Source organism: Shewanella sp. HL-SH2, assembly GCF_051164935.1.
Taxonomy (GTDB): domain Bacteria; phylum Pseudomonadota; class Gammaproteobacteria; order Enterobacterales; family Shewanellaceae; genus Shewanella; species Shewanella glacialimarina.
Genome location: NZ_CP195035.1, coordinates 2697443 through 2719823, shown reverse-complemented (window position 1 = coordinate 2719823; position 22381 = coordinate 2697443). Strand labels below are relative to the sequence as shown.

Sequence of the window (22381 nt, the reverse complement as noted above, 5' to 3'; positions counted from 1 at the left end):
GCGACACGGGTCTCATTTTATTCACCCTGTTTTGTCCCACTTTTATTTTGATTACAGTGTAATGCATACCAAAGTTGGCCTAATGCGATACCGCCATCATTTATTGGCACCAGTTTAGGAGACAACACAAGATGATTGTCAGTTTCTGCATCGGTTAAACAATGGCTCAATAAGTGTTTATTTTGAAAAACACCGCCACTCAATACCATGGGGTATTGAGGATACTCTTGCGCAATATGTTTAATTGAATCGGCGATCGCCCTCATAAATTGATTGCAGATTTTGGGGATATATACTTTCGCAGGGTCTTTGGTATGACAAATTATCTCAATGATATCTTTAAACCATTCTTGGCTTTGCCAAATAATAATATCCGCTTGTGGTAAAGCTTTTATGGATAACAAACTGACTTGTTCGGCATCTACATTAGCACTGCCTATCACTGATGAATCTCGAGTTTCAATAACAGTTGCAGCCGTTAATGGCACGGTTTTAGCCGCCTGCGCCTCGATTAACATACCGGCTTGACCTTCAAATTGATTTAACTCAATAAGCCCAAGTGCGACAGCAAGTGCATCAAATAATCTGCCCACCGCTCTACAGGGTATACAGTGGCTGTTGTTAAGCCATAATCGATGTAGATTATTAAGTTCAATAAGTGACAAGCGTTTAATCGCTGGAATTGGCATTTGGCTAATCTGGGTTACTGTGTATGAATCAAATAACAATGCCAACAATATGCGAACTGGCTGCTTGATGGCTTGTTCACCGCCAATCAACTTAAACTCACTAAAATGGGCGAGTGTCGTAAATGTGTTCACATCAGCCAGCATCACCTCGCTGCCCCAAAGAATACCTTTGTCACCTAAGCCTGTACCATCAAAACTAAAACCAATCACTTTATGCCGATATTGGTTAGCGGCCATTACCGCAAGAATATGAGCATAATGATGTTGGATCGATAATGGCGTCACACCACAATGTTGGGCAATAAAGCGATTTGCCCATTGGCTGGGAGCATATTCGGGGTGGTTGTCGTTAATAATGCACTTGGGACTAAAGTGATAAAGTCGTTTGAATGTTGTTAAGTTATCTTCAAAATACTGCTCTGCTTCAAGACTGAATAAATCACCAATATGTGGCGATAAAATCATATTACGATTAAACGCCAATGCAATAGTGTTTTTTTGCTGCGCTCCAACGGCGAGTGTAGGCTCAAAATTTGAGGGTTCTAATCCATGGGCAAGGGTGAGTGGAGCATAACCTCTGGCAAGTCGTATCACTTGTAATTGGTCATTAATCACCTGTACCACGCTGTCGTCACAAGCATTGGCGATAGGGCGGTTATGGTCAACAATGGCATCGACTACATGACCTAATTGGCTAATAATACCTTCCAGACTGCAAATAATAGGTTCGCCACTGCGATTAGCACTAGTTGCCACGATAGGCTTGTTAAATTGTTGGAGTAATAGGTGATGCAAAGGCGTGTAGGGTAAAAATATCCCGATGCGATCTATCCCGGGTGCAACACTTTTTGCTAAAACGGGTCTGGCATCTTTAGACGGTTGTCGGTCTAACAAGTCGGGATTGACTAATGCTTCTAACGAACGAGTCATTTTTGCAAGTAAAGTAATGGGTTTTTCAGCGCTGTCTACAACTTGCCATTCAACATCAGTACCTACCGCCAAATGTTTAGCTTGCTCAAGATTAGCAGCCATAACCGCTAAGGGTTTAGCGGGGCGATGTTTACGTTTTCTAAGGGTGATTACCGCGGCGTCATTGGTAGCATCGCAAATTAAATGAAATCCCCCCAATCCTTTTAACGCCACTATTTTACCTTGATTGAGTAAGGCAACCGTTTGGGTAATCACCTCGGTTGATTGGCAATTCACTTGGACATTATCGACATATAAACTTAGTTGTGGTCCACAATGATTACAGCTAACGGGTTGTGCATGGTAACGTCTATCAAAAGGGTCATGGTAGGCTTTAGCACATTGTTCACACATATCGAAGTCAGCCATGGACGTGAAATGACGGTCATAGGGTAGATGTTTAATAATCGTATAGCGCGGCCCGCAATTGGTGCAGTTGGTAAACGGATAAAGATAGTGGCGATTGTGTTTATCTTGCATCTCAGTTAAGCAATCCGCGCAAGTGCTTTTATCTGCGGACACCGCCACTATGGCCTGGGAATCGCTAGTCTCACTTTGTAAAATATTAAAATGATCAAATGTCGTGCTGATAGGTTCCTCAACAAAGACTAGCTCATCTATTCTTGCCAGTGGCGGTGGCGAGGATTGCAACCTAGCAATAAACAAGTCTATTTTAGCCGACTCACCTTGTAGGACAATCTCAACCCCTTGGTTGTCATTGAGTACCGTTCCCGCAAGTTTGAGCTCATCTGCAAGGCGATACACGAATGGCCTGAAACCCACACCTTGGACAATGCCTTTGGCCATTAAGCGTTTTTGGCACATCAAAGTGGTAGTTTTTGGGGCCATTAGACAGCACCACCACGTCGGCGTATGGGCAGTAATAAGCCACCGACAGCAATATTGACACCGTCTAAATCCATCTGAGAATCAACCACTAATGTAAAATTATTAGCGAGCCTTAACTGTATTTGACGCACTAAAGGGGGATAGCTAAATTCGCTGCCCGCTAACACTAATTGATTGATACCTATATTTTGATCCAAATGCGCTAACCAATTACTCAAATAATCAGCGAAAGAATCAAAAAATCCATAAGCAAGTTTGGCTTTATCTTGTTCACCGGCAATTCTAAAACTCATCAAAGTACCGAGTGTTTTACACCAATTAAGACTTCTTACGGCTTCTCCTTTAACTAATTGGAAGTCAATTCTTGGGGCGTTACTGCCTTGATAGCATTGGGCAAGGCTGATGATGCCATCGAGTAATTGTTGTGTAACTGAGTGCGGCGAGTTTTCATTGATAGGACATCCGATAATAATTGCCGCCATAGGCAATAAACCACTTAAGTTAGCGTTTTGCTGCGGTAGCTTAAGGTCAAGTAAACGCAAATAACTTTGAGGAAATTGTTGTTTAAATTTATTGAGTAAATGGGCTTGTTTACTGGAGAGAATTTGATGACATATTTCATAACCGTTTTCAGGTATCGCGGCAAATTCGAAAAAACATTCAGCTTTACTTTGGCCATCTAAAGTGAAAATTTGACTTTTATGCTGCTGGCTAAAATACAATACCGCGGCATTTTTAGGTTTATCAGGCCTATTTGCCAGCCCAGCGAGTAGAGATCGATAGCCTAAATGTTGATCATTTTCTGATAAATTTGTTGTTATCTGTTCAGCATTGGCGGCTAAGTCTTCTTCGCTATAAATACAGTGGCTTAAAAAGATTGTTTTAAGGTGATCTTGGCTATTTGACTGGTCTGTTGCGGTGAATTGTTTATTACCGTCATTAAAAACAGCATGATCATGCAAGCAAGGCTGTAAAATATCAATGCTGATAGCCTCTGTTGTCTGTTGTATTGTTATCCATTGATGATTAACTCGTGCTAAGCGTAATGGCTTGTTTACTTCTGCATGTTTAGCTTGTAAGCGTTTTTTATCGGCAGTGGGGGAGATATAAACCCAATTAATGCCTTTTTGTCTTAATCGTTCACAAATGACTTGCAGTAGTCGGTTATAAGCAAATTGCACATCATATCGAATCGCATGACTGCAGTTTTCTGACTCGGTTTGTTTATCACAACTGACCAGTGTCAAGATAGGTTTTTCAATACTGGATAAAGCCAATACCTGATAATCATTTACTAAAAACTGAGCATTTAAGGTATTTGGGTTACAAATCAAAATATGCGGTCTTAAGGTAAGGTGCTCTGACAGCGACTCACTAGTTGAATTTTTTAACGGTTCATCTATTGAGAGAATTAATTTCTCGCTTAAGAGCGGTAATTCACCTTGAATTAGCAGTGTATCGACCATAGTGCGGATATCATTTGCTGTCAGGCCTTGTTGAACTGCTGTGAGTTTAGTTTCACCATGGCAGTGAGCACATAACAGGTTAAGCTCTCCAAACTGTTGGCTTTGATTATCGCCAAAAATAGGCTGGCAATGTTGGCAATATAACAGTGGCGCTGATGATAGTGGGGCTGTTGATAATGATTTAAGTGCTTCCACGGGGGGGAATTGTTTGTTGTGTATTCGTTTAATCTGAGTATCAACTAACCATACCGATAGGAGAAAATTTGCTGCAATTTCATCGGCAAGGCTTTCTAATTCTGTTTGTAGTGCACAAGCTTCAATTATGTAATGTGTTAGCTGTTTATCATCCTTTACGATACCGAAGCTAATGTCGAATTCAGTGCGTAACGTAAAATATTGGCAAAGATATGCGTAAAGCGGCACAGGTTTAAGGCAAACAAACTCAAACTGAATGAGGTGCTTCATAGCTGACTCCACGTTTATATGCATCGGGGATGACATCATCAATTTTAATGGATTGTTGCTGAACAGCGGTAATTCCAAACTCATCTAAAAAACCCAGTAGGGTTTTTTCCATCACAGGAATAGCGGCGATCAAAGAAGGTGTTAACCCTAATGTCATCGGTTCTATTACCGTTGGAATAACACCTAATACTTGAGTTGCAGGGCGATCGCCGACCATATCCATCATGGTTAATGTTTGTAACATTTCTACTTCATGTGCGCTGCCTTGCCAGTCAATTTCAGCAGGGGCATGGTCGAAATCAAAAAAGAATACATCGCCTGCTTTGGCTTCTGAACTATTGACAGTGTCGACCACAATGAGTTGATGATACTGACAAATCAATGGGATTAAACTTTGTGCTAGGGTACCGCCATCAATTAAATCTATTTGATGGGAAAGGTGATTAAATTGATATTTATCTTTGATGTAATTGACAAAATGTACGCCGATACCTTCATCGGCGTACAACACATTGCCAATACCCAATATGAGTATTTTTTTCATGGGTTTTAATGATCCTTGTGATAATCATAGCCCGATACAATGGAGTCTACAGAGTTATGTCTAAAGCGTATGCCAGACCACACCGCCATATAAACATGGATAACAACGAATATAATAAATGCCCACATTAAATAATGGTGTATGACTCGAACGTACGCTAATCCTCCCATTTGCGCTGTGATCCATGCCGAGATTTCCCAAAGTGCACCTCCCAAACCTTGGTGATAGACATTGGCGTACAGGACTAAACCCGTAATACAGATAAGCAAAGCAACAAAAGATATGGCTACATAGGTCATAAACTGTAATGGGCCATAAACGCCTGCTTTATTCAGTTTGCCCATCCATAAGTAAGATTTTAATTGGCTCATCCAACTCGATACACTTAACACGTCTTTAAATGAGCGTCTTTCAATATTAAGCCGACTGAAAAAGAACAAATAAAAGCGTGCTAGGGTAATTGCCGTTAATGCAAAACCAAAAATGATATGTGCAAAACGGATCCAACCTTGAACCAATACATCAGATGTGCCTGGCGCGACTAGAAATGGCCATGCCAAATAAAACCCGCTGATCACCAATATCAGTATCGATAATGCCCTTAGCCAATGAAATATTCGAATGGCTGGAGTAAAAATGTAGTGCCTTGTATGGGTTGCTTGATGTTGCATAAGTCATCCCTCCATATTGAATTCACTCAAGATTAAAACCCATTAGGATCAATTTTAAATTGGCCTAAGGTTTGTTTTTTGTAATCCATCACATGCACTGAACACGCCATACAGGGGTCAAATGAGTGAATAATACGAATAACTTCTAATGGCTTAGTAGGATCTTCAAGTGTTAAGCCGATTAATGAGGCCTCATAAGGTCCCATTTTTCCGTTAGCATCAACTGGTCCCGCATTCCAGGTGGTTGGCACTACCGCTTGATAGTTTTCTACCTTGCCATTCTTAATTCTTATCCAATGACTGAGCATTCCCCTAGGAGCCTCATTCATGGCATGACCCACGTATTCTTTATCAACGTCAATTTGTGGCGTTATGTAGGTAGCTTCATCGCTTTTAAGATTAGTCACTAACGCGTCAAAGGTTTTTAAACTGGCTTGACCTACTAATACTGTTTGCAGCATTCGAGCTGCGGTGCGACCTAAGGTGGTAAACAGCGCATCAATTGGCAAACCTGTTGCAGTTAATAAACCATTAACGGCATCAACAACAATTTGGTTACCTTTGGCATAGTTCACTAATAAGCAAGCAAGTGGGCCTACTTCAATTGGTTCATCTTGGTAGCGTGGTGATTTAACCCAGGAATATTTACCGTCACCATCTAAAGTTGGTAACTTGCCATACACTGTGTCTCTTTCGACAAAACCTGTGTAATCTGGCACCGTTGTACCGTCATAGGGATGCTGCGCGCCATCAGCTTTATACCAAGCGTGAGTCACGTCTTCTTTGATTAAATCGGGGTTAATATCAGTCACGTTTGCCAAGTCGCCATGCATTATTACGCCTTGCTCAAATAAAAACTGACCATCTCCCATTAAAAAGTCATTTGTACACAGAAAGCTTTTCACATTTACGCCACCTAACACACTAGGTTCAGCACCAAATGCCTCAGCTGCCATCACTATGTCTGCTTGATAAGCGCGTTCAATAAAATCTTGCACAATGGCATGCTTCTGTTTCCACTCTTGCAAACGGGCCGGGCTCAACATGTCGCGAACAGAGGTTACCCCGCCAACCACCAATGATTGTGGGTGTGGGGATTTTCCACCAAAAATAGCCAACATTTCGGCAGCAACTCGTTGTACTTCTAGAGCTTTTAAATAGTGTGATAAGGCAATTAAGTTTTGTTCAGGGCTAAAACGGTAAGTGCTATTGCCCCAATAGGCATTGGCAAACGGGCCTAACTTACCAGTATCAACCAAGCCTTTTACTCTTTCTTGTACAGCCCTTAATTCTCCTTCGCCTGTCGCGATGGGTTTGTCTGTATATTTTAGTGAGTCCTGCGCCGCTTTAGCGGGGTCAGCACCTAATGCCGATACTACATCAACCCAGTCTAAGCCATGTAAGTGATAAAAATGGACGATATGATCGTGCATATATAATGAAGATTGCATCAGACTTCTAAGGTATTTAGCATTAATAGGAATCGTCATTCCTAAAGCATTTTCCACCGCTTCGGTACCACAGCGATAATGTGAATATGTACACACACCACAAATACGCTGCACGATTAAGCCGACGTCCATCGGCGTGCGGCCTTTTAAGATAACTTCTATACCACGCCATAAAGTTGATGATGACCAAGCCTTTGTGATGACATTGTTTTCATCGACTTCAACTTCTACTCGCAAGTGACCTTCAATGCGGGTGATAGGGTCGATAACTACGCGTTTGTTCATGATTAATCCTCCAATGGCTTAGCAAATACACTAGCAACAGCATGGGCACCGATCCCGACAACCGTTGCACCTAGTATGACTGCGCCAATGGTGTCTGCCGTAGCATCAATACCGTGTAAAAGTTGACGCCCTAATGGTTTTTCAAAATCTGCCATATCATCCCAGAAGTTGGGTTCAGAACAGCCCATACAACCATGACCTGCGAGTACTGGCCAACTAGTATGGTGATTGAATCTTTCTGTTGGACAGTTGTTGTAAGTGTATGGACCTTTACAGCCTACTTTATATAAGCAATAGCCATCTTTAGCTGCTTGATCGCCAAATGTTTCAACAAACTCACCGGCATCAAAGCGCCCACGTCGTTCACAGTTGTCATGTACGCGGGCACCATAAGCCCACTTTGGTCGATTAAACATATCTAAAGCAGGGAGTTTGCCAAACATGATGAAGTACATTAATGTGCCGACGATATTTTTTTCACTTGGCGGACAGCCCCCAAGATTAATAACTGTTTTATCAACAACTTCATGTACGCCTTTTGCACCAGTTGGATTCGGGTATGCGGCTTGCACGCCACCAAATGCTGCACATGTACCCACAGAGATGATAGCAGCAGCACCTTCAGCAGCTTCTTTTACTATGTGTAATCCGGTGTGTCCTTTACAACCTACAGTCAAATAGGCGCCATTATTAGCGGTAGGAATAGCGCCTTCAACGGCTAAAAGGTAGCGTCCTTTGTATTCTTTAAGTGCATTTTCAAGATTCTCTTCCGCTTGCCACCCAGAAGCTGCCATCAAGGTTTCATGGTATTCCAATGAAATATGGTCAAAAATCAAGGTATCTAAATTAGGGGTATCTGCACGAATAAGCGATTCGGAGCAACCAGTACATTCCGCCATGTGTAACCAAATTAACGGTACTCTGTCTGCTAATTCCGCGGCTTCTGCGACTAAGGTACTGAACGGGAGTGGCAATGCCAGCATAGCCGCCATAGCCGCACTCCACTTTATAAAATCTCGGCGAGAGATGCCATTATCGGCCATCTTCTGTTCTAAACTAACAGGCTGTCTAGGTGCTAGTGCACGTAAATAATCAAGACGCTGTTTGCCTTGTTCATATAGAGCTGCATGAGTATCCATAAAGTAACCTTCTTAATGTCAGAGTTTTGCATATCCTCACGGTAACTATATGGCGCGCTAATGATGGCCAACTTGATTTAAATCAAGGCTTAAATAGAAATTGTAAATAAGTTAACAGATAATTGTTAATAGTTTGATCTAGATCGATTAATTGATTTTTACTGCGACATTTTGACCCTACAACCGAAATAGTGAGGATACGATCACGCTTTGAAGTGACACTGAGAGTGATTATGGGCTAAGCAATTTTATGAATTAAAGCAATATAGAAAGTGCTCTTCAATAGGCTGGCAATCATATTGTCTCTATTAACTTTACATCATGTATAAGCTTAACAACTTGTTCATTAATGGCTTTTTAAGTAGGCTTGTTGTGTGTTTATTCAATTATATCGTGTGGAGGCATTATGCTTGATTTACTTCCTGATCTGTTTGACCAATACCCTCAAGAGTTACAACTGATTAATTTACCCTGGCTATCCTTTGGACAAAAAAGCATTTTTTCAGGCAAAATCGTAACCGTAAAGTGCTTTGAAGATAATTCAAAGGTAAAGTCAACTCTAGCTAAACCAGGCCATGGGAAGGTGTTGGTCGTTGATGGTGGCGGCTCCACTAGACGGGCGTTATTGGGTGATATGATAGCACAAGACGCTGTTAATAATGGATGGCAGGGTATTGTTATTTATGGTTGTATAAGAGATGTGGCCACAATAAATACTATGAATATTGGTGTGAAAGCAATTGGCGTTAACCCCATTAAAACAGAGAAGCGTGACTTGGGGGAGATAGGCGTAACCCTTGAAATTAATTCAATCGAAATTGTTGATGGTATGATGCTTTATGCTGATTTAAATGGCGTCGCCATTAGTCAATCAGTTTTAAGTTTATAGTGTATACACGATCAGATTAGTAATTTACTCATAACAGACTAAGGAAGAATGATGAAATTAATTAAATGGTTGGTTATATCCATCCTCGTTATCGGCATATGTGCCGCTCTGTATTTAACATTGTTTTTCAATATTAATGATTTTAAACCGCAAATTGTTGATGCGGTAAAAAAACAGACAGGTCGTACGTTAACGATAAACCAAGACTTAAGTTGGAGCTTTTTCCCCTCTATTGGGATCAACGTTGGTGCTATATCGTTCAGTAATCCTGACTCATTTCAACCTCAACACATGCTTGAGATTAATCAAGCTATTGCCAATGTTGCTTTAATACCGCTACTGAGTCAGGAAATCGAAATTGAACAGTTAAGTTTAGATGGTTTGACGGTTAATTTAGTGACCGATACAAATGGAAAAACAAGCTTTGATGGCTTAGCTGAACACAAGCAAACAACTGCAATGCCTGCAGAGACAGCTAACAATCAACCTTTGGCCTTATCAAGTCTAAATATTGGTGGGATCTCTATAACCAATATGCAAGTTAATATCATTAATCAACAAACCAAAACTGAGCAACATTTTACATTAAGCTCATTTACGTTAGGTCAATTTTCACTTGGGCAATTTGCTGATATGGAATATGAGTTTGACGCTGAATTGGCTGAAATGAAATTAAGCTCAGCGGGTAAAGGGCAAATTAAAGTTTCAGATAAATTGGATAGTATTCATATCAATCAGTTTTCGATTACAAATAATCTTAAAGGTGAATCGTTACCGAACAAATCGTTACAAGCAGATTTGCTTACCGATGTTGTTATCGCGCTTAATAGTAAAGACGTGACACTCACAATTAGCCAGTTAACCCTTGATAACATAGAAGCTAATGCCAAAGTCGCACTCAATTATGGCAACACTATTCCTGTTATCAAGTTCGATATTGAATTCGGTGATATTGATCTATACAGCTTACTGCCAAAATCTGCAGCAGATGCGAGCGATGAAAAAGTCGCTTCAGTCAGTAAGGGAAGTGACAAAGAGCCGGACTTATCTGCACTTAAACAAGTTGATTTAACCCTGAATTTAAAAGCCAAGTCGATCAAGGTAAATAATTTACTGACTCAAAACTGGCAAATGAATACTATTATCAAGCAGGGCGTTATTGATTTGAAAAAATTATCAGCAGAACTTTATCAGGGTAATATCACAGTCTCTGCCAAAGTTGATGCTCGTAAAAGTGTGCCAACATATCAATTTGATAAGCAAGTTACTGGGGTACAAATACGTCCCTTATTAATTGATTTGGCTGAAGTGGATTTGATATCAGGTATAGCTAATTTTTCAATTAAAGGTGAAGGGTCAAGCTTGATACCCAGTAAGCTTAAACAACAACTGTTAGCCAATGGTCAATTTGAGGTAGCTGATGGGTCCTTATATGGTGTTAATATTCCGCAAATGATCCGCAGTGCTCAAAAAAAAATAGCTGGAGACTTATCAGCCCAAGATGCCCAGGAGCTTAAAACTGATTTTACCAGTTTAACTGGAAGCTTTAATTTACTTGAAGGTGTATTAAACAATCCTGATTTATCAATGTCGTCACCTTTAATAAGATTAGAGGGTAAAGGTACGGCTAATATTATTAGCCAAAATATTGATTATAAACTGCTCACCAAAGTAGTAGGGTCACTTGCTGGTCAAGGCAGTGAGCAAGATACCTTAAAAGGGATTGATATCCCGTTAAGTATAAATGGTAGTTTTCAAGACCCAAAGTTTGGTTTAGATACTGATGCCTTATTAAAAGGTAGATTAGATCAGGAAAAAGATAAGTTGAAAGACAGTTTACTTAAAAAATTAGGAGGATTCTAATGCGTAAGGTATTAGGCGCAATAAGCTTATTAGCCTTAATAGGTTGTACTGGCGGCGTTAATTCAGATGTACAGGCTAACCATGCTAAGCAAATTAACAAGAAAGTCATCTTAACCGCGGGGAATGAAATGCAAACGATGGATGAATCATTGCTGCATGCCAAGTTAGAGATAAGTCCATATTATCAAGATGCTAAATCAATGGCGGTAGAGCTAATCGTCACAAACTCAAGCAGTGTGGGTGTTGATCTACAATTTAACTCTGGGATGCTGGCTGATTTATTGCTGATTGACCCTAAAGGCCTGAAAGTTTGGGCCTGGTCAGATACGATGATGTTCACCCAAGCCTTAAAGCAAATTCGCATTGGCGCGGGAAAATCATTGAAAACACAATTTAATGTGCCAAGCGATATTCTATCCAAAGTCGATAAACGAGGTTTTACGTTACAACCAAAGTTTAAAGGCCGATCGCTAGAAACTAATTCCCCTATAGTTAATGACATTTCAGTCGAATTACGATTGGATCATTAGTGAGCCGATATCAAACTGTATGGTTAATAAAAAGCGGGATAACTTAGGTTAACCCGCTTTTTTTATACTGAATTAAATATCTATTTTAGCTATTGGCAATGAGTAGCTTTAGCATTTGCCCCGGCTGTAAATATTTATTCTTTTGCAAGCTATTCCACTCGATCAAGTCTGCAACTGTAACCTTGTAGGCTGCAGCTATACGCGCAAGTGAATCGCCTGATTTAACTCTATAATTGACCACTTTCTCAGATAAACCGTTTGTTTGCGCTATTTCATTAGGATAAAAAATTAAGTTCTGACCAATTTTAAGCGATTGATCCTTGCGAAGTCTATTCCACTTGGTTATCTGATCCACTGAAATATTATTATTTTTAGCGATGTTCCAAAGGTTATCACCGGATTTGACTAAATATGATTGGCCCTTAGTACTCGATTTGACTACAGGTTTGCGTGCTAGCTGTTGATCAGCATGTAAACTCTCTATATCTGCATCTTTAGTTGCTATAGGAATAATTAAAAACCTTCCAGCGGTAATGTTATTGTCTTTAATACCATTACTGCTACGGATCATTGTTGGCGAAGTTTCAAATTGATCGGCAATTTCGCTGATACTGTCACCAGGTTTAATTTTATAACGCACCCAGTTAATACGTGAGTCTGGGTCTAAAGACGCAAGTGAGCGCTTAAAGCTTTGGGCATTATCAATTGGGATCGTTAGGTAATGTGGCCCTTCTGGTGCAGTGGCCCATCGTGTTAATCCAGGGTTTAGAAGCTTAAGCTCTTCGACTGAAATATTAGCCATTTCAGCCGCTAAGTTTAAATCTAGTTGGCTTTCAATATTCACCATTTCAATACGCGGCTTATTTTCAATTGCCGCAAGGTGAATACCTAACTCAGATGAGTTTTTCACTATGTCAGCGAGTGCCAATAACTGTGGTACATAATGAGCTGTTTCTTTTGGTAGTTTTAACATCCAAAAGTTAGTTTCAGTGCCTTTATTTTTATTTCGCTTTATAGCGTTTAACACCCGTCCTTCGCCTGAATTATAGGCTGCAAGGGCATAAATCCAATTTTTATCCATTTTGGCATAAAGATATTCTAATAAGTCTAAAGCTGCGATTGTCGATGCTCTGATATCACGTCGACCGTCATACCACCAATTTGTTTTTACCTTAAACGCTGCCGCGGTAGGCAATGTTAATTGCCATAATCCTGATGCATCACTACTTGATGTTGCAGAAGGGTCAAATGCGCTTTCAATGATGGGTAAAAGGGCGAGTTCTGTGGGTAAGTTTCGCTTTTCAATTTCTTCTAGAATGAAGAATAGAAAAGGTTCGGCCCGTTGAGTTACCACTTCTAAATGGTGTGGATTTTCGATAAACTTTTGGCGGTAATGCTCAACTAATTCTTTATCGGCAATACGTAACTGCATGCCATCTCGAATACGCTGCCAAACGTCATTGGCTTGTGCTAAATCATCTTCAATGTCTTCTATAGAAGTGGGTTGCTTGCTTAATTTTGTCGGGACTTTTACTAACGTTGGGTCGATAACAGGATCGGTATCTATATCATGCTTTACTGATTGACAGCCTATAACTAATATAATACTAGCTGCAAGCAATGTTAACTTTGTTTTCATTAAATAAATATCCCGAAATAAAGGCGCAACACCTTGATTTGATATGATTATATTCTAATTGTTTGAGATAGTTTTTCTCAGTCTAGAAAAGCCGAATTAAACATTGTAAAAGAAAATATATTTAATGTCTTATTAAACTCTGTTTATATAGGATTAAAAGTCATCTTTCCATAGTCTCAGGTTTTTAAACGCCTGAATTTCATCATTAATCTGTGTATTAAAATGTAATGAAACAGCTGTTTTAATAGCTAAGTCGTCGCATTGAAGAAATGGATTGATCTTTTTTTCTAAACCAATACTGCTTGGAATAGTGGGTTTATCATCATTTCTTAATTCGTTAACTTCAGCAAAGTAATCTGTTAAAACCTGATTATCAGGCATGACAACAGAAGCAAAAGTCAGATTTGATAAGGTATATTCGTGGGCACAAAACACTTTTGTCGCATCTGGTAATTGAGACAAGATAGACAGCGAAAGTGACATCTGCTGTGCAGTTCCCTCAAACAATCGGCCGCATCCGCCGCTAAATAATGTGTCACCACAAAATAAATTATCATCCATAATATAGGCGATATGTCCTCGAGTGTGTCCGGGAACACTAATGACCTTTATATCTGTATTCCAATCTTTAATGTGTAGTATATCAGTTTGATGTTCTGTCAATTCTATCGGCTGAGTCAATCCTGTAATTGACTCATTATAGGGGCCGAAAACGGTTAATTTATCTTGATAATAGCTTTGTAATAATCTGATACCACCAGTATGATCATGGTGGTGATGAGTAATGAGTATGCCGGCCAACTGAATGTTGTTTGCTGTAAGATAATCAATCACACTTTGGCCACAACCAGGATCAACAACATATGCATGGTTTGAGTTATATTGAATTAACCAAATATAATTATCATTAAAGGCGGCAATACGGTGGATTTGATACATTATCATTCTCGAGTTTCATCATTCGTTTTGATAGAGTAAACATATCAGCGACTTTGTTCAATAATATGCGCTTTTTAGGAGTTCAATTTGCTAGATGGATCAGATGTTAATGACGCAACAACACCCATGATTTGGCAGGATTTTGCATGCGGTGATTACATTGAATCTGAAATCAATTTAGCCCTTAAAGCCTGGTGGCCAAGGCTATTTGGCTATCATTTATTGAAGTTAGGTCCTTTAAGCTCTGCTATTAACAGCCTGCATTGCCAAATAAACTATCATTTTAGTGTGTACCAAGACCCAAAAGCTTCGATTAATGCCAGCCCAAAACACTTACCCATACAACAAAATTGTATTGATGCGGTACTCATGACGGCCTTACTTGAATATGAGTCAGACCCATATCAAATTCTCAGGGAAGTGGACAGGGTAATTGTCTCGGGAGGATATGTTATCATCGCAGGCTTTAATCCTATTAGTCCTGCTTTTTTTGGTAAATTAATGCCAAAGTATCAATCTCAATTGCCCTGGAGTGGTCATTTCTATATGCCATCAAGAGTGAAAGATTGGTTAGGCTTATTGGGTTATCAAGTATTAACCGATGATCGTTTGGTGTATCACCATTTGTTGACCCAATACCCTAGTAAATTCGGCTGGCATAACCGACTTCAAAACTGGTTGCCTAGTACTGGCGGTATGTATTTGATTGTGGCGCGAAAACTTGACTCACCCTATACACCTATACGCGATAAACAAAAGATTAAAGCCCCTAATTGGTCCACCGCGCCTTCTGCTGGGCGCTCTGGATTAAGAGTTAAATAGCGGGTTGATGTTAACTGGCTTGATAATGAATATCTTTTTGTAGATTTTTACCCATAGCAGCATTTCTGGCTAAGTCATCACATCGCTCGTTTTCAATTTGGCCAGAATGTCCTTTCACCCAACGCCAGTCAATTTTGTGTTTTTGACTGGCAGCATCAAGACGCTTCCATAAATCGACATTTTTAACTGGTTCGTTAGCTGAGGTTTTCCAATTTTTTTCTTCCAGCCATGGATCCACTGAGTGATCCCTTTACGCATATATTGACTATCACTTATCAAAATAATGTTACAAGCATCAAAAAGTGACTCTAAGGCTACAATTGGCGCTAATAATTCCATCCTATTATTGGTGGTAAGTTCAAATCCGGCAGACAATTCTTTTTGCTTTTGCTTATAGATCATCACGACACCATAACCGCCAGGACCTGGATTGCCAAGGCAAGAGCCATCGGTATAAATATGAAGTTGTTTTAGTTCAGTCATTGAATTGATACACTTGCTTTTAAGTAACATTTTGGCGCTAGTATACTCATAACCTTAAGATGACTAAATAAATGAATATCATTTCTTCAGCACCACGACAAATTATTCTCGATACAGAAACAACTGGCATGAATCAAGCTGGCGGCCCAATTTACATTGGTCACAGGATCATAGAAATAGGCTGTGTTGAGGTGATAAACCGTCGCTTAACGGGACGTATATATCATCAGTATATTAACCCCGGGCAAGCTATCGATCCCGAAGCCATTCAAGTTCACGGCATAACCGATGAACGTGTTGCGGGTGAGCCTAGATTTCATCAAATAGCGCAGGATTTTATTAACTTTATTGATGGGGCTGAAATTGTTGCGCATAACGCAAACTTTGATGTCAGCTTTATGGATCATGAGTTTTCTAAACTTAATCCAGTCGGTCCTAAAACCAAAGATATCTGTCAAATCCTCGACTCGTTAGCGATAGCTAAGCGTTTACACCCAGGTCAGAAAAACAATCTAGATGCACTTTGTCGTCGTTATGGTATTGATAATACTCGTCGTACCTATCATGGAGCATTACTTGATGCTGAAATTTTAGCGGATGTTTATTTGATTATGACTGGTGGTCAGATCAAGTTTAATTTATCCAGTGAAAAAGCAGGACAAGAGGCCGGTGGTATTAAAAGAATTGATCAAAATGCGTTTAATCTTAAAGTGATCCGCGCATCGGCCGATGAGATAGTATTACATGAACAAAGACTTGATTTAGTTGCTAAATCAGGAAAATGCCTCTGGAGAGGATAATTCACTTAATGAAATCAATGGGTGTTTACACGTTAACGATACTTGCTAGCTTTTGTTGGTCTATTTCAACAGGCAGCTATGCGGCTGTCGCTAATTCAACCACAATGAGTAATTATGTGCCCGCACCCTATGCGATGGAACTGAAAAATAGGTTCAGAATCGATCATAAAGTTGACCAGGTTACGTTAATTGTTCAACGTAATTATGGATCATCCCCCGTGGTTATCGTGCAGCCAGATGGCAGTAAATGGTACTCATCTAGACACCCTGAATCCGTAAAATGGGTAGATGGCATTACTGGCGATATCATTTCAATAGCTAATCCAACGCCAGGTCCATGGCAATTGCTTGGTGATGTGTTACCCGGTTCAACTATTGAAAAAGTATCCAAAATTAACATTGATGTTGAACCATTGCCGCAACCTTTATACCAAGGTGAGCGATTAAAAGTCCTTGCACGATTAACCGCTGATGATTTAACCATGCGGATGCCAGGTTTAGAGTTTATGATTGAGTGGACATCAAAGTTTACTAGCCAACATTTACCCACTGATGATAATTTTGCCACTGGTACTATTATAGTTGGAGCATATAAAGACAATGGTGAAGACTTAGATGAACGACCTGATGATGGCATTTTTACTGGCAGCACTAACCTAGAACAACCGTCAGGCCATTATGTATTAAGTGTTACAGCGAGAAACAACATATTTGAACGTGAATATAGTATGCCTTTTTTACTGTCTAAGCAGCCTGTAAACGTAAAAATGGTTGCTCCAGAAGATCCACTAACTGGAACCTGGTATTTAGAGGTTTTGGTCAATGAAGCCGAAGTCTTATTGTCTCAAACCCATATTCAATTTGAGCTTGTTGGTCCTGCTGGTTTGCATGTGCCCGTGGTATTAATGGGAGTGCCAACACCTGAATATATGTTATCTCTGCCTTCAGTTTCAGCGTTTGGTAGTTACCGTGTAAAAGGAACTGTGGCGAGTACTACTATTCGTGGGCGAGAAATACTGCTCAATATCCCTGAAATGTTTTTTAATCTGGTTGAGCCACCGCCACCACCGCCAAGTGCGGAAGAGTTAGCCGAGAAAGCGGCTGTTATCGCAAGGGCAGAAGAAGAAAAGGCTAAAGAAGATGCTGTTTTTTTAATTGCAGTGATAAACGGGGTATTGTTTTTTCTCGGGATCATAGGCTTTATTATCTGGCGTAAAAAGCAAGCTCTTTCAAAAGCGTTAGCTGCTGCAGAGATTAGATTACAGCAAGAAGAGCTTGAAACTGGCAAAAAGAAAAAAGATGATAGTTTAGATTTAGATCTCGATGATATTGATTTGACAATACCAGATGATAAAAACTAATTGGTTATTTTTTAGCTAATCAAATTAAAATGTTATAAATATCTATTGACGGCATAAACAGACAACTTTATTATTCTCAACGTTAGATTAAAATGAATTTGGAGCGGTAGTTCAGTTGGTTAGAATACCGGCCTGTCACGCCGGGGGTCGCGGGTTCGAGTCCCGTCCGCTCCGCCAAATTAGAGAAAGCCTCATCAAATGATGAGGCTTTTTTTATGCCCATTGCAAAGTTTATTGTTATAGCAGGGGTGTTTTTTAAAAGCGGCTTTGATTCAACTATAATATTGATATGCCATATTGATTTCATATTTAGCAATAATTAACCATTATTTTGCTGCATTCACATTTAAGTGTGTTTTTTATCTCAACATTCAAAAATCTCACTACTCAGATCTGAACAGCAGTGGTATAAATATCGAAACCACCCAGTACTCAATCATGTAAGTCACTATTTTAGGAATGTTGTAATGATTTTCTCTCAAGTATCCCAAGCTCCTGCTGATCCCATCTTAGGTTTAACCGATGCATTTAAAGCTGACCCTCGTGCCCATAAGGTTAATTTAGGTGTTGGTATTTATAAAGATGAGGCTGGTCAAACCCCAGTACTCACATCGGTAAAAAAAGCAGAAGCTAAGCTTTTAGAAGTAGAGAAAAGTAAAAACTACCTTGGAATTGAAGGTGTAGAGGCTTACAACAAAGTAGTGCAAACATTATTGTTTGGTGAAAACAGCTCACTTGTTACTAATAACCGTGTTGTTACCGCTCAAGCACCGGGTGGAACAGGCGCATTACGTGTTGCTGCTGAGTTTTTATCAACTAACACCACATCTAAAACCATTTGGGTCAGTAATCCAACCTGGGCAAATCATCAAAATATTTTCGAAACAGCCGGCTTGACGGTTAAGCAATATCAATATTATGTAGCTGAAACCCATGACATGGATTTTGATGCTATGGTTGCTGACTTATCTGAAGCAGCACAAGGTGACATCGTTTTATTACACGGTTGTTGTCACAACCCAACAGGTATTGATTTAAACATTGAACAGTGGAAAGTCATAGCGCAGCTTTGTCTTGAACAAGAATTATTACCTTTATTTGATTTTGCATACCAAGGTTTTGGTACTGGTATTGAGGAAGATGCGCAAGGCTTACGTGCCGTTGCTGCTGTTGTGCCAGAGTTACTAGTGGCTAATTCATTTTCAAAGAACTTTGGATTGTATAATGAACGTATTGGTGCTGTGACATTAGTCGCGCAGGATCAAGCTACTGCAGCTCGCAGTTTTAGCCAAATTAAAAGAACTATTCGTGCAAACTATTCAAACCCTCCTGCACACGGTGGTTTGATCGTTAGCACTATTTTGACCGATGCTGACTTACGTCAAGAGTGGGAAAGTGAGTTAACTGCGATGAGAGTGCGTATTGGAGAAATGCGTCTACTATTTGTTGAGAGCTTAAAGGCTGAAGGGGTGACCCAGGACTTTAGCTTTATTTCACGTCAAAATGGTATGTTTAGCTTTTCAGGTTTAAGCAAAGAACAAGTCAATCGACTACGTGAAGAATTTGCTATTTATATTGTGGGTTCGGGTCGTATCAGTGTTGCGGGACTGACCAAAGATAACATGCCTTCAGTATGTCGAGCCATTGCACAAGTTTTATAACACCCAATAATTTCGCGATAGGGTTATGAAACGAAAGGGACTGCTAAGCAGTCCTTTTTAATGCTTTAAATCTACTAACACTACAAATAGCATCACCTAAAGCTAGTTTATCGTGTAAACCTTTGTGATGTGAACTGACTAAACTAAACTGATGAAAGTTAACCTTAGTGCCTGAACAGACTTTAGTGGTAACAACAGGTGATTTTATATCACAATGTTGGATCACATCACTGATGATATCCTTGCCTACAATTTGATTAACCCAACCAATTTTCTCTTCAATACTAAATTGATTTGCTACCGAATATTCATCCGTTAAATTATCAATAAAGATGACTTTAGCCTGCGATGCTCTAATATATTCCGTAACTTTTGGCAGTAATAAGGGGGGCAGAATACTGGTCAAAAAGCTCCCAGGCCCGAGAATAATCAAATCAGCATCTTTAATGGCTAAGCATGCTTCAATGGTAGCCTCAACTTGCGGCTCTAAACTTAATGCTACAGGTGCCTCTATCATTTCATCTACATTAAGCTCTCCAATGACCTTTTTACCACAACCCATTATTGCCGTTAAATGAGTCGAGGCTTCGGACATAGGAATAATAGAGGTATTTATCTTAAGTATGGTACGCACTAAATTGACCGCATCTAATGGTCGAACACAAAGTTGGTCAAGGGCATGCAAAATAACATTACCTAAGTTATGACCACTTAATTCATTGGTGCCGGTAAAACGGTGATCAAAAAGACAGGCACTTAATGAAGGGCGAGGGGTTAAATGAGACAGACAATTTCGTAAGTCGCCCCATGCAATAGTCTGTTGGTCTTGTCTTAAACGTCCTGTAGAACCACCATTATCTGTTGTGGCAACAATGCCGGTTAATCGATTACCTAAAAAAGATAACGAGGCAAGGACGCGACCCAATCCATGACCGCCACCGATAGCAACGACTTTGTTATAGCTTGATAAACGTTGATTTAACATATAATTACTTGTCTCTTTCCATGAGAAATTAACCAATTGAGTGTGATAGAATAAGCTTTCATTGATTGTATTATACATTACGACAAGACACGCTATAAACATGTGTTTTATACCATATTTGATAGGTGTTTATTGTCCAAACAGGATTATTGATATGTTGTTGCGCAAGTTAGTTGTTTTGGGGATCACATTATGTTCATTTAGTGCCTTTAATGTGATGTCAGACACCGTTTCGTTAGAATATAATAGTTTTTATAATCCACTTAAGCGGGTTAATAAAGGCAGTTATCCGAATGTTGAATTAGCATTTAGTGTTCCAAAATCAGATAATTGTAAAATTATTTCAGGAAATATTACTACTGAGTCGCAATCATTTCCGCTAACGTATACTCAAGAGCAGCGTATATATATTCCATTCAATGAAGATTTAAAGTCAAATCGCGGCCTAATTAATATTGAAGTGCAGGGTGACTCTAGTCAGTGCGGTATAGCAATGCAGGTTAGAGCACGTGAAGCTCTTAGCGAATATCGCAATAATCAATTGCAATTAGTGTTAAATGACATGAATGGTCTGCTTGATTCTTTACAAGGTTTTCCAATGAAGTACTTTAGAAAACCACTGTCTGGTTTAACATTTGAGTTTGCAAATGATAAACCCATCATTATGACGTTGAACGGCGAAACTCAGCAGATCAATGAACACTTTACCTTAAGCAGTGAAAAGATTGCATCCTTGATACATTTAACATTTTCAGAAAAGCCAAGCGTAGTGAGCCCCTGGGTTAATTAATATAATGATGGTTTAGCTATTTTTATAGCTGCCGAATTGAATTGCCAGGTCAATGGGATATAGCTGACTATCATTGCACGCAACATAGATCAGAAAAACAAAAAGCCCTGAACTCACAGGGCTTTTTATTAAGTGAATATTTTTTATGGTTTAAATGTCGTCACAATATCAATGCGCTGTGCAGCATCAAGATCGATATGCCCATTGTTGCTAATATCTAGAAAATCAAACGCGGGTAAGTCAGACTCAGCAACATCCCCTTTTAATGGGGCGTCAGCATCGCGTTGTAAACTTAGAAAATCAAATTGGTCGCGATCAACACCTTGGGACGGCGCAGTATTTTGCATAGCGGTAAAGATAGTTTCAATTCTACCTGGATACTGTTTATCCCAAAGGTTAAGCATATCTTTTATCGCACCGCGCTTTAAGTTTTCCTGTGAGCCACATAGATTACACGGAATAATTGGAAACTCTTTTAAAGTTGCATATTCCGCGATATCTTTTTCACGACTGTACGCCAAAGGCCTAATCACCATGTTAGCACCGTCATCAGAAAGTAACTTAGGTGGCATTGCTTTCATTCTTCCACCATAGAACATATTTAAAAATAATGTTTCTATGATGTCGTCCCTATGATGTCCCAGGGCAATTTTAGTCGCGCCAATACGCTGGGCAAAACCGTACAAAGTACCACGACGTAGTCGAGAACATAAAGAGCAGGTGGTTTTACCTTCAGGTATTTTATCTTTAACGATAGAGTAGGTGTCTTTTTCTAGGATATGATACGCAATGCCTAATTTATCTAAGTAGGCAGGTAAAACATGCTCTGGGTAACCGGGCTGTTTTTGGTCAAGATTGACGGCAACAATATTGAATGAAATTGGCGCTCGTTTCTGAAGCTTAATTAAGATATCAAGCATGGCATAACTGTCTTTACCGCCAGATAAGCAGCACATGACTAAATCACCATCTTCAATCATGTTGTAGTCGGCAATTGCACTACCAACTTCGCTACGTAAGCGTTTTTCCAGCTTGGTCATACGGGTGATATTTTGTTTAACTTGATCGAGTTGTTCTACTTCAGACATAAA

Annotated in this window: 18 protein-coding genes, 1 tRNA gene and 1 pseudogene; 9 read left to right on the top strand and 11 right to left on the bottom strand. The window is 39.7% G+C overall.

The window, feature by feature from the left end; genetic code table 11:
• Positions 1-17 precede the first annotated feature (17 nt).
• From hypF to hyaA, 6 genes are read right to left on the bottom strand one after another with little or no spacing between them, the layout of a single operon-like run.
• Positions 18-2507, bottom strand: coding sequence for a carbamoyltransferase HypF (gene hypF, locus ACRWP9_RS11790; protein ID WP_434926171.1), 2490 nt, complete (start codon positions 2505-2507; stop codon positions 18-20).
• Positions 2507-4438: a NiFe hydrogenase gene (locus ACRWP9_RS11785; RefSeq protein ID WP_434926170.1), complete on the bottom strand. Its 1932-nt coding sequence runs from the start codon at positions 4436-4438 to the stop codon at positions 2507-2509. Before ACRWP9_RS11785 ends, hypF begins: the two co-directional genes overlap by 1 nt.
• A complete protein-coding gene (locus ACRWP9_RS11780) occupies positions 4416-4982 on the bottom strand; it encodes a HyaD/HybD family hydrogenase maturation endopeptidase (RefSeq protein WP_434926169.1) in 567 nt (188 codons plus the stop codon). Before ACRWP9_RS11780 ends, ACRWP9_RS11785 begins: the two co-directional genes overlap by 23 nt.
• A gap of 5 nt (positions 4983-4987) precedes the next feature.
• Complete coding sequence (cybH, locus tag ACRWP9_RS11775) at positions 4988-5653, bottom strand: Ni/Fe-hydrogenase, b-type cytochrome subunit (RefSeq protein ID WP_434926168.1); 666 nt, start codon at positions 5651-5653, stop codon at positions 4988-4990.
• A 32-nt stretch (positions 5654-5685) separates the two neighbouring features.
• On the bottom strand, positions 5686-7389 hold the full coding sequence (hyaB, locus tag ACRWP9_RS11770; RefSeq protein WP_434926167.1) for a nickel-dependent hydrogenase large subunit: 1704 nt from the start codon (positions 7387-7389) through the stop codon (positions 5686-5688).
• A gap of 2 nt (positions 7390-7391) precedes the next feature.
• Positions 7392-8528 carry a nickel-dependent hydrogenase small subunit gene (gene hyaA / locus ACRWP9_RS11765; RefSeq protein WP_226415744.1) on the bottom strand — a complete coding sequence of 379 codons (1137 nt, stop codon included), beginning with the start codon at positions 8526-8528 and terminating at the stop codon, positions 7392-7394.
• Positions 8529-8934: 406 nt separating this feature from the next.
• Here hyaA and ACRWP9_RS11760 point away from each other — a divergent pair, with 406 nt between their 5' ends.
• From ACRWP9_RS11760 to ACRWP9_RS11750, 3 genes are read left to right on the top strand one after another with little or no spacing between them, the layout of a single operon-like run.
• Positions 8935-9417 carry a putative 4-hydroxy-4-methyl-2-oxoglutarate aldolase gene (locus ACRWP9_RS11760; RefSeq protein WP_434926166.1) on the top strand — a complete coding sequence of 161 codons (483 nt, stop codon included), beginning with the start codon at positions 8935-8937 and terminating at the stop codon, positions 9415-9417.
• A 51-nt stretch (positions 9418-9468) separates the two neighbouring features.
• Complete coding sequence (locus ACRWP9_RS11755; RefSeq protein ID WP_434926165.1) at positions 9469-11280, top strand: AsmA family protein; 1812 nt, start codon at positions 9469-9471, stop codon at positions 11278-11280.
• A complete protein-coding gene (locus tag ACRWP9_RS11750; RefSeq protein ID WP_434926164.1) occupies positions 11280-11810 on the top strand; it encodes a BsuPI-related putative proteinase inhibitor in 531 nt (176 codons plus the stop codon). Before ACRWP9_RS11755 ends, ACRWP9_RS11750 begins: the two co-directional genes overlap by 1 nt.
• 85 nt (positions 11811-11895) lie before the next feature.
• On the opposite strand, the gene ACRWP9_RS11745 is transcribed toward ACRWP9_RS11750, so the two are convergent.
• Entirely contained in the window at positions 11896-13449 is a 1554-nt protein-coding gene (locus ACRWP9_RS11745; RefSeq protein WP_434926163.1) for a LysM peptidoglycan-binding domain-containing protein, read from the bottom strand.
• A gap of 153 nt (positions 13450-13602) precedes the next feature.
• The gene (gene gloB / locus ACRWP9_RS11740) at positions 13603-14388 is read right to left on the bottom strand and encodes a hydroxyacylglutathione hydrolase (protein ID WP_434929045.1); all 786 of its coding nucleotides are present in this window, start codon (positions 14386-14388) and stop codon (positions 13603-13605) included.
• 126 nt (positions 14389-14514) lie between these two features.
• On the opposite strand from gloB, the gene ACRWP9_RS11735 reads away from it, so the two are divergent.
• Positions 14515-15210: a class I SAM-dependent methyltransferase gene (locus ACRWP9_RS11735; protein ID WP_434929044.1), complete on the top strand. Its 696-nt coding sequence runs from the start codon at positions 14515-14517 to the stop codon at positions 15208-15210.
• A 10-nt stretch (positions 15211-15220) separates the two neighbouring features.
• Here ACRWP9_RS11735 and rnhA read toward each other — a convergent pair.
• Positions 15221-15693, bottom strand: a pseudogene (gene rnhA / locus ACRWP9_RS11730) (ribonuclease HI).
• Between the two features lie 71 nt (positions 15694-15764).
• Between rnhA and dnaQ the strand changes: the two are divergent.
• The 4 genes from dnaQ (at position 15765) to ACRWP9_RS11710 (ending at position 19515) form a co-directional block, all read left to right on the top strand.
• Entirely contained in the window at positions 15765-16493 is a 729-nt protein-coding gene (gene dnaQ / locus ACRWP9_RS11725; protein WP_434926162.1) for a DNA polymerase III subunit epsilon, read from the top strand.
• Positions 16475-17854, top strand: coding sequence for a TIGR03503 family protein (locus ACRWP9_RS11720; protein ID WP_434926161.1), 1380 nt, complete (start codon positions 16475-16477; stop codon positions 17852-17854). Before dnaQ ends, ACRWP9_RS11720 begins: the two co-directional genes overlap by 19 nt.
• 100 nt (positions 17855-17954) lie before the next feature.
• Positions 17955-18031: transfer RNA gene (locus ACRWP9_RS11715), tRNA-Asp, on the top strand.
• A 290-nt stretch (positions 18032-18321) separates the two neighbouring features.
• Complete coding sequence (locus ACRWP9_RS11710) at positions 18322-19515, top strand: amino acid aminotransferase (RefSeq protein ID WP_434926160.1); 1194 nt, start codon at positions 18322-18324, stop codon at positions 19513-19515.
• A 43-nt stretch (positions 19516-19558) separates the two neighbouring features.
• On the opposite strand, the gene yvcK is transcribed toward ACRWP9_RS11710, so the two are convergent.
• On the bottom strand, positions 19559-20500 hold the full coding sequence (gene yvcK / locus ACRWP9_RS11705) for a uridine diphosphate-N-acetylglucosamine-binding protein YvcK (protein WP_434926159.1): 942 nt from the start codon (positions 20498-20500) through the stop codon (positions 19559-19561).
• Positions 20501-20654: 154 nt separating this feature from the next.
• Here yvcK and ACRWP9_RS11700 point away from each other — a divergent pair, with 154 nt between their 5' ends.
• The gene (locus tag ACRWP9_RS11700; RefSeq protein ID WP_434926158.1) at positions 20655-21290 is read left to right on the top strand and encodes a DUF2987 domain-containing protein; all 636 of its coding nucleotides are present in this window, start codon (positions 20655-20657) and stop codon (positions 21288-21290) included.
• A gap of 143 nt (positions 21291-21433) precedes the next feature.
• Here the strand turns inward: ACRWP9_RS11700 and ttcA are convergent, their stop codons facing one another.
• The gene (gene ttcA / locus ACRWP9_RS11695; protein WP_434926157.1) at positions 21434-22378 is read right to left on the bottom strand and encodes a tRNA 2-thiocytidine(32) synthetase TtcA; all 945 of its coding nucleotides are present in this window, start codon (positions 22376-22378) and stop codon (positions 21434-21436) included.
• Between the last annotated feature and the right edge of the window lie 3 nt (positions 22379-22381).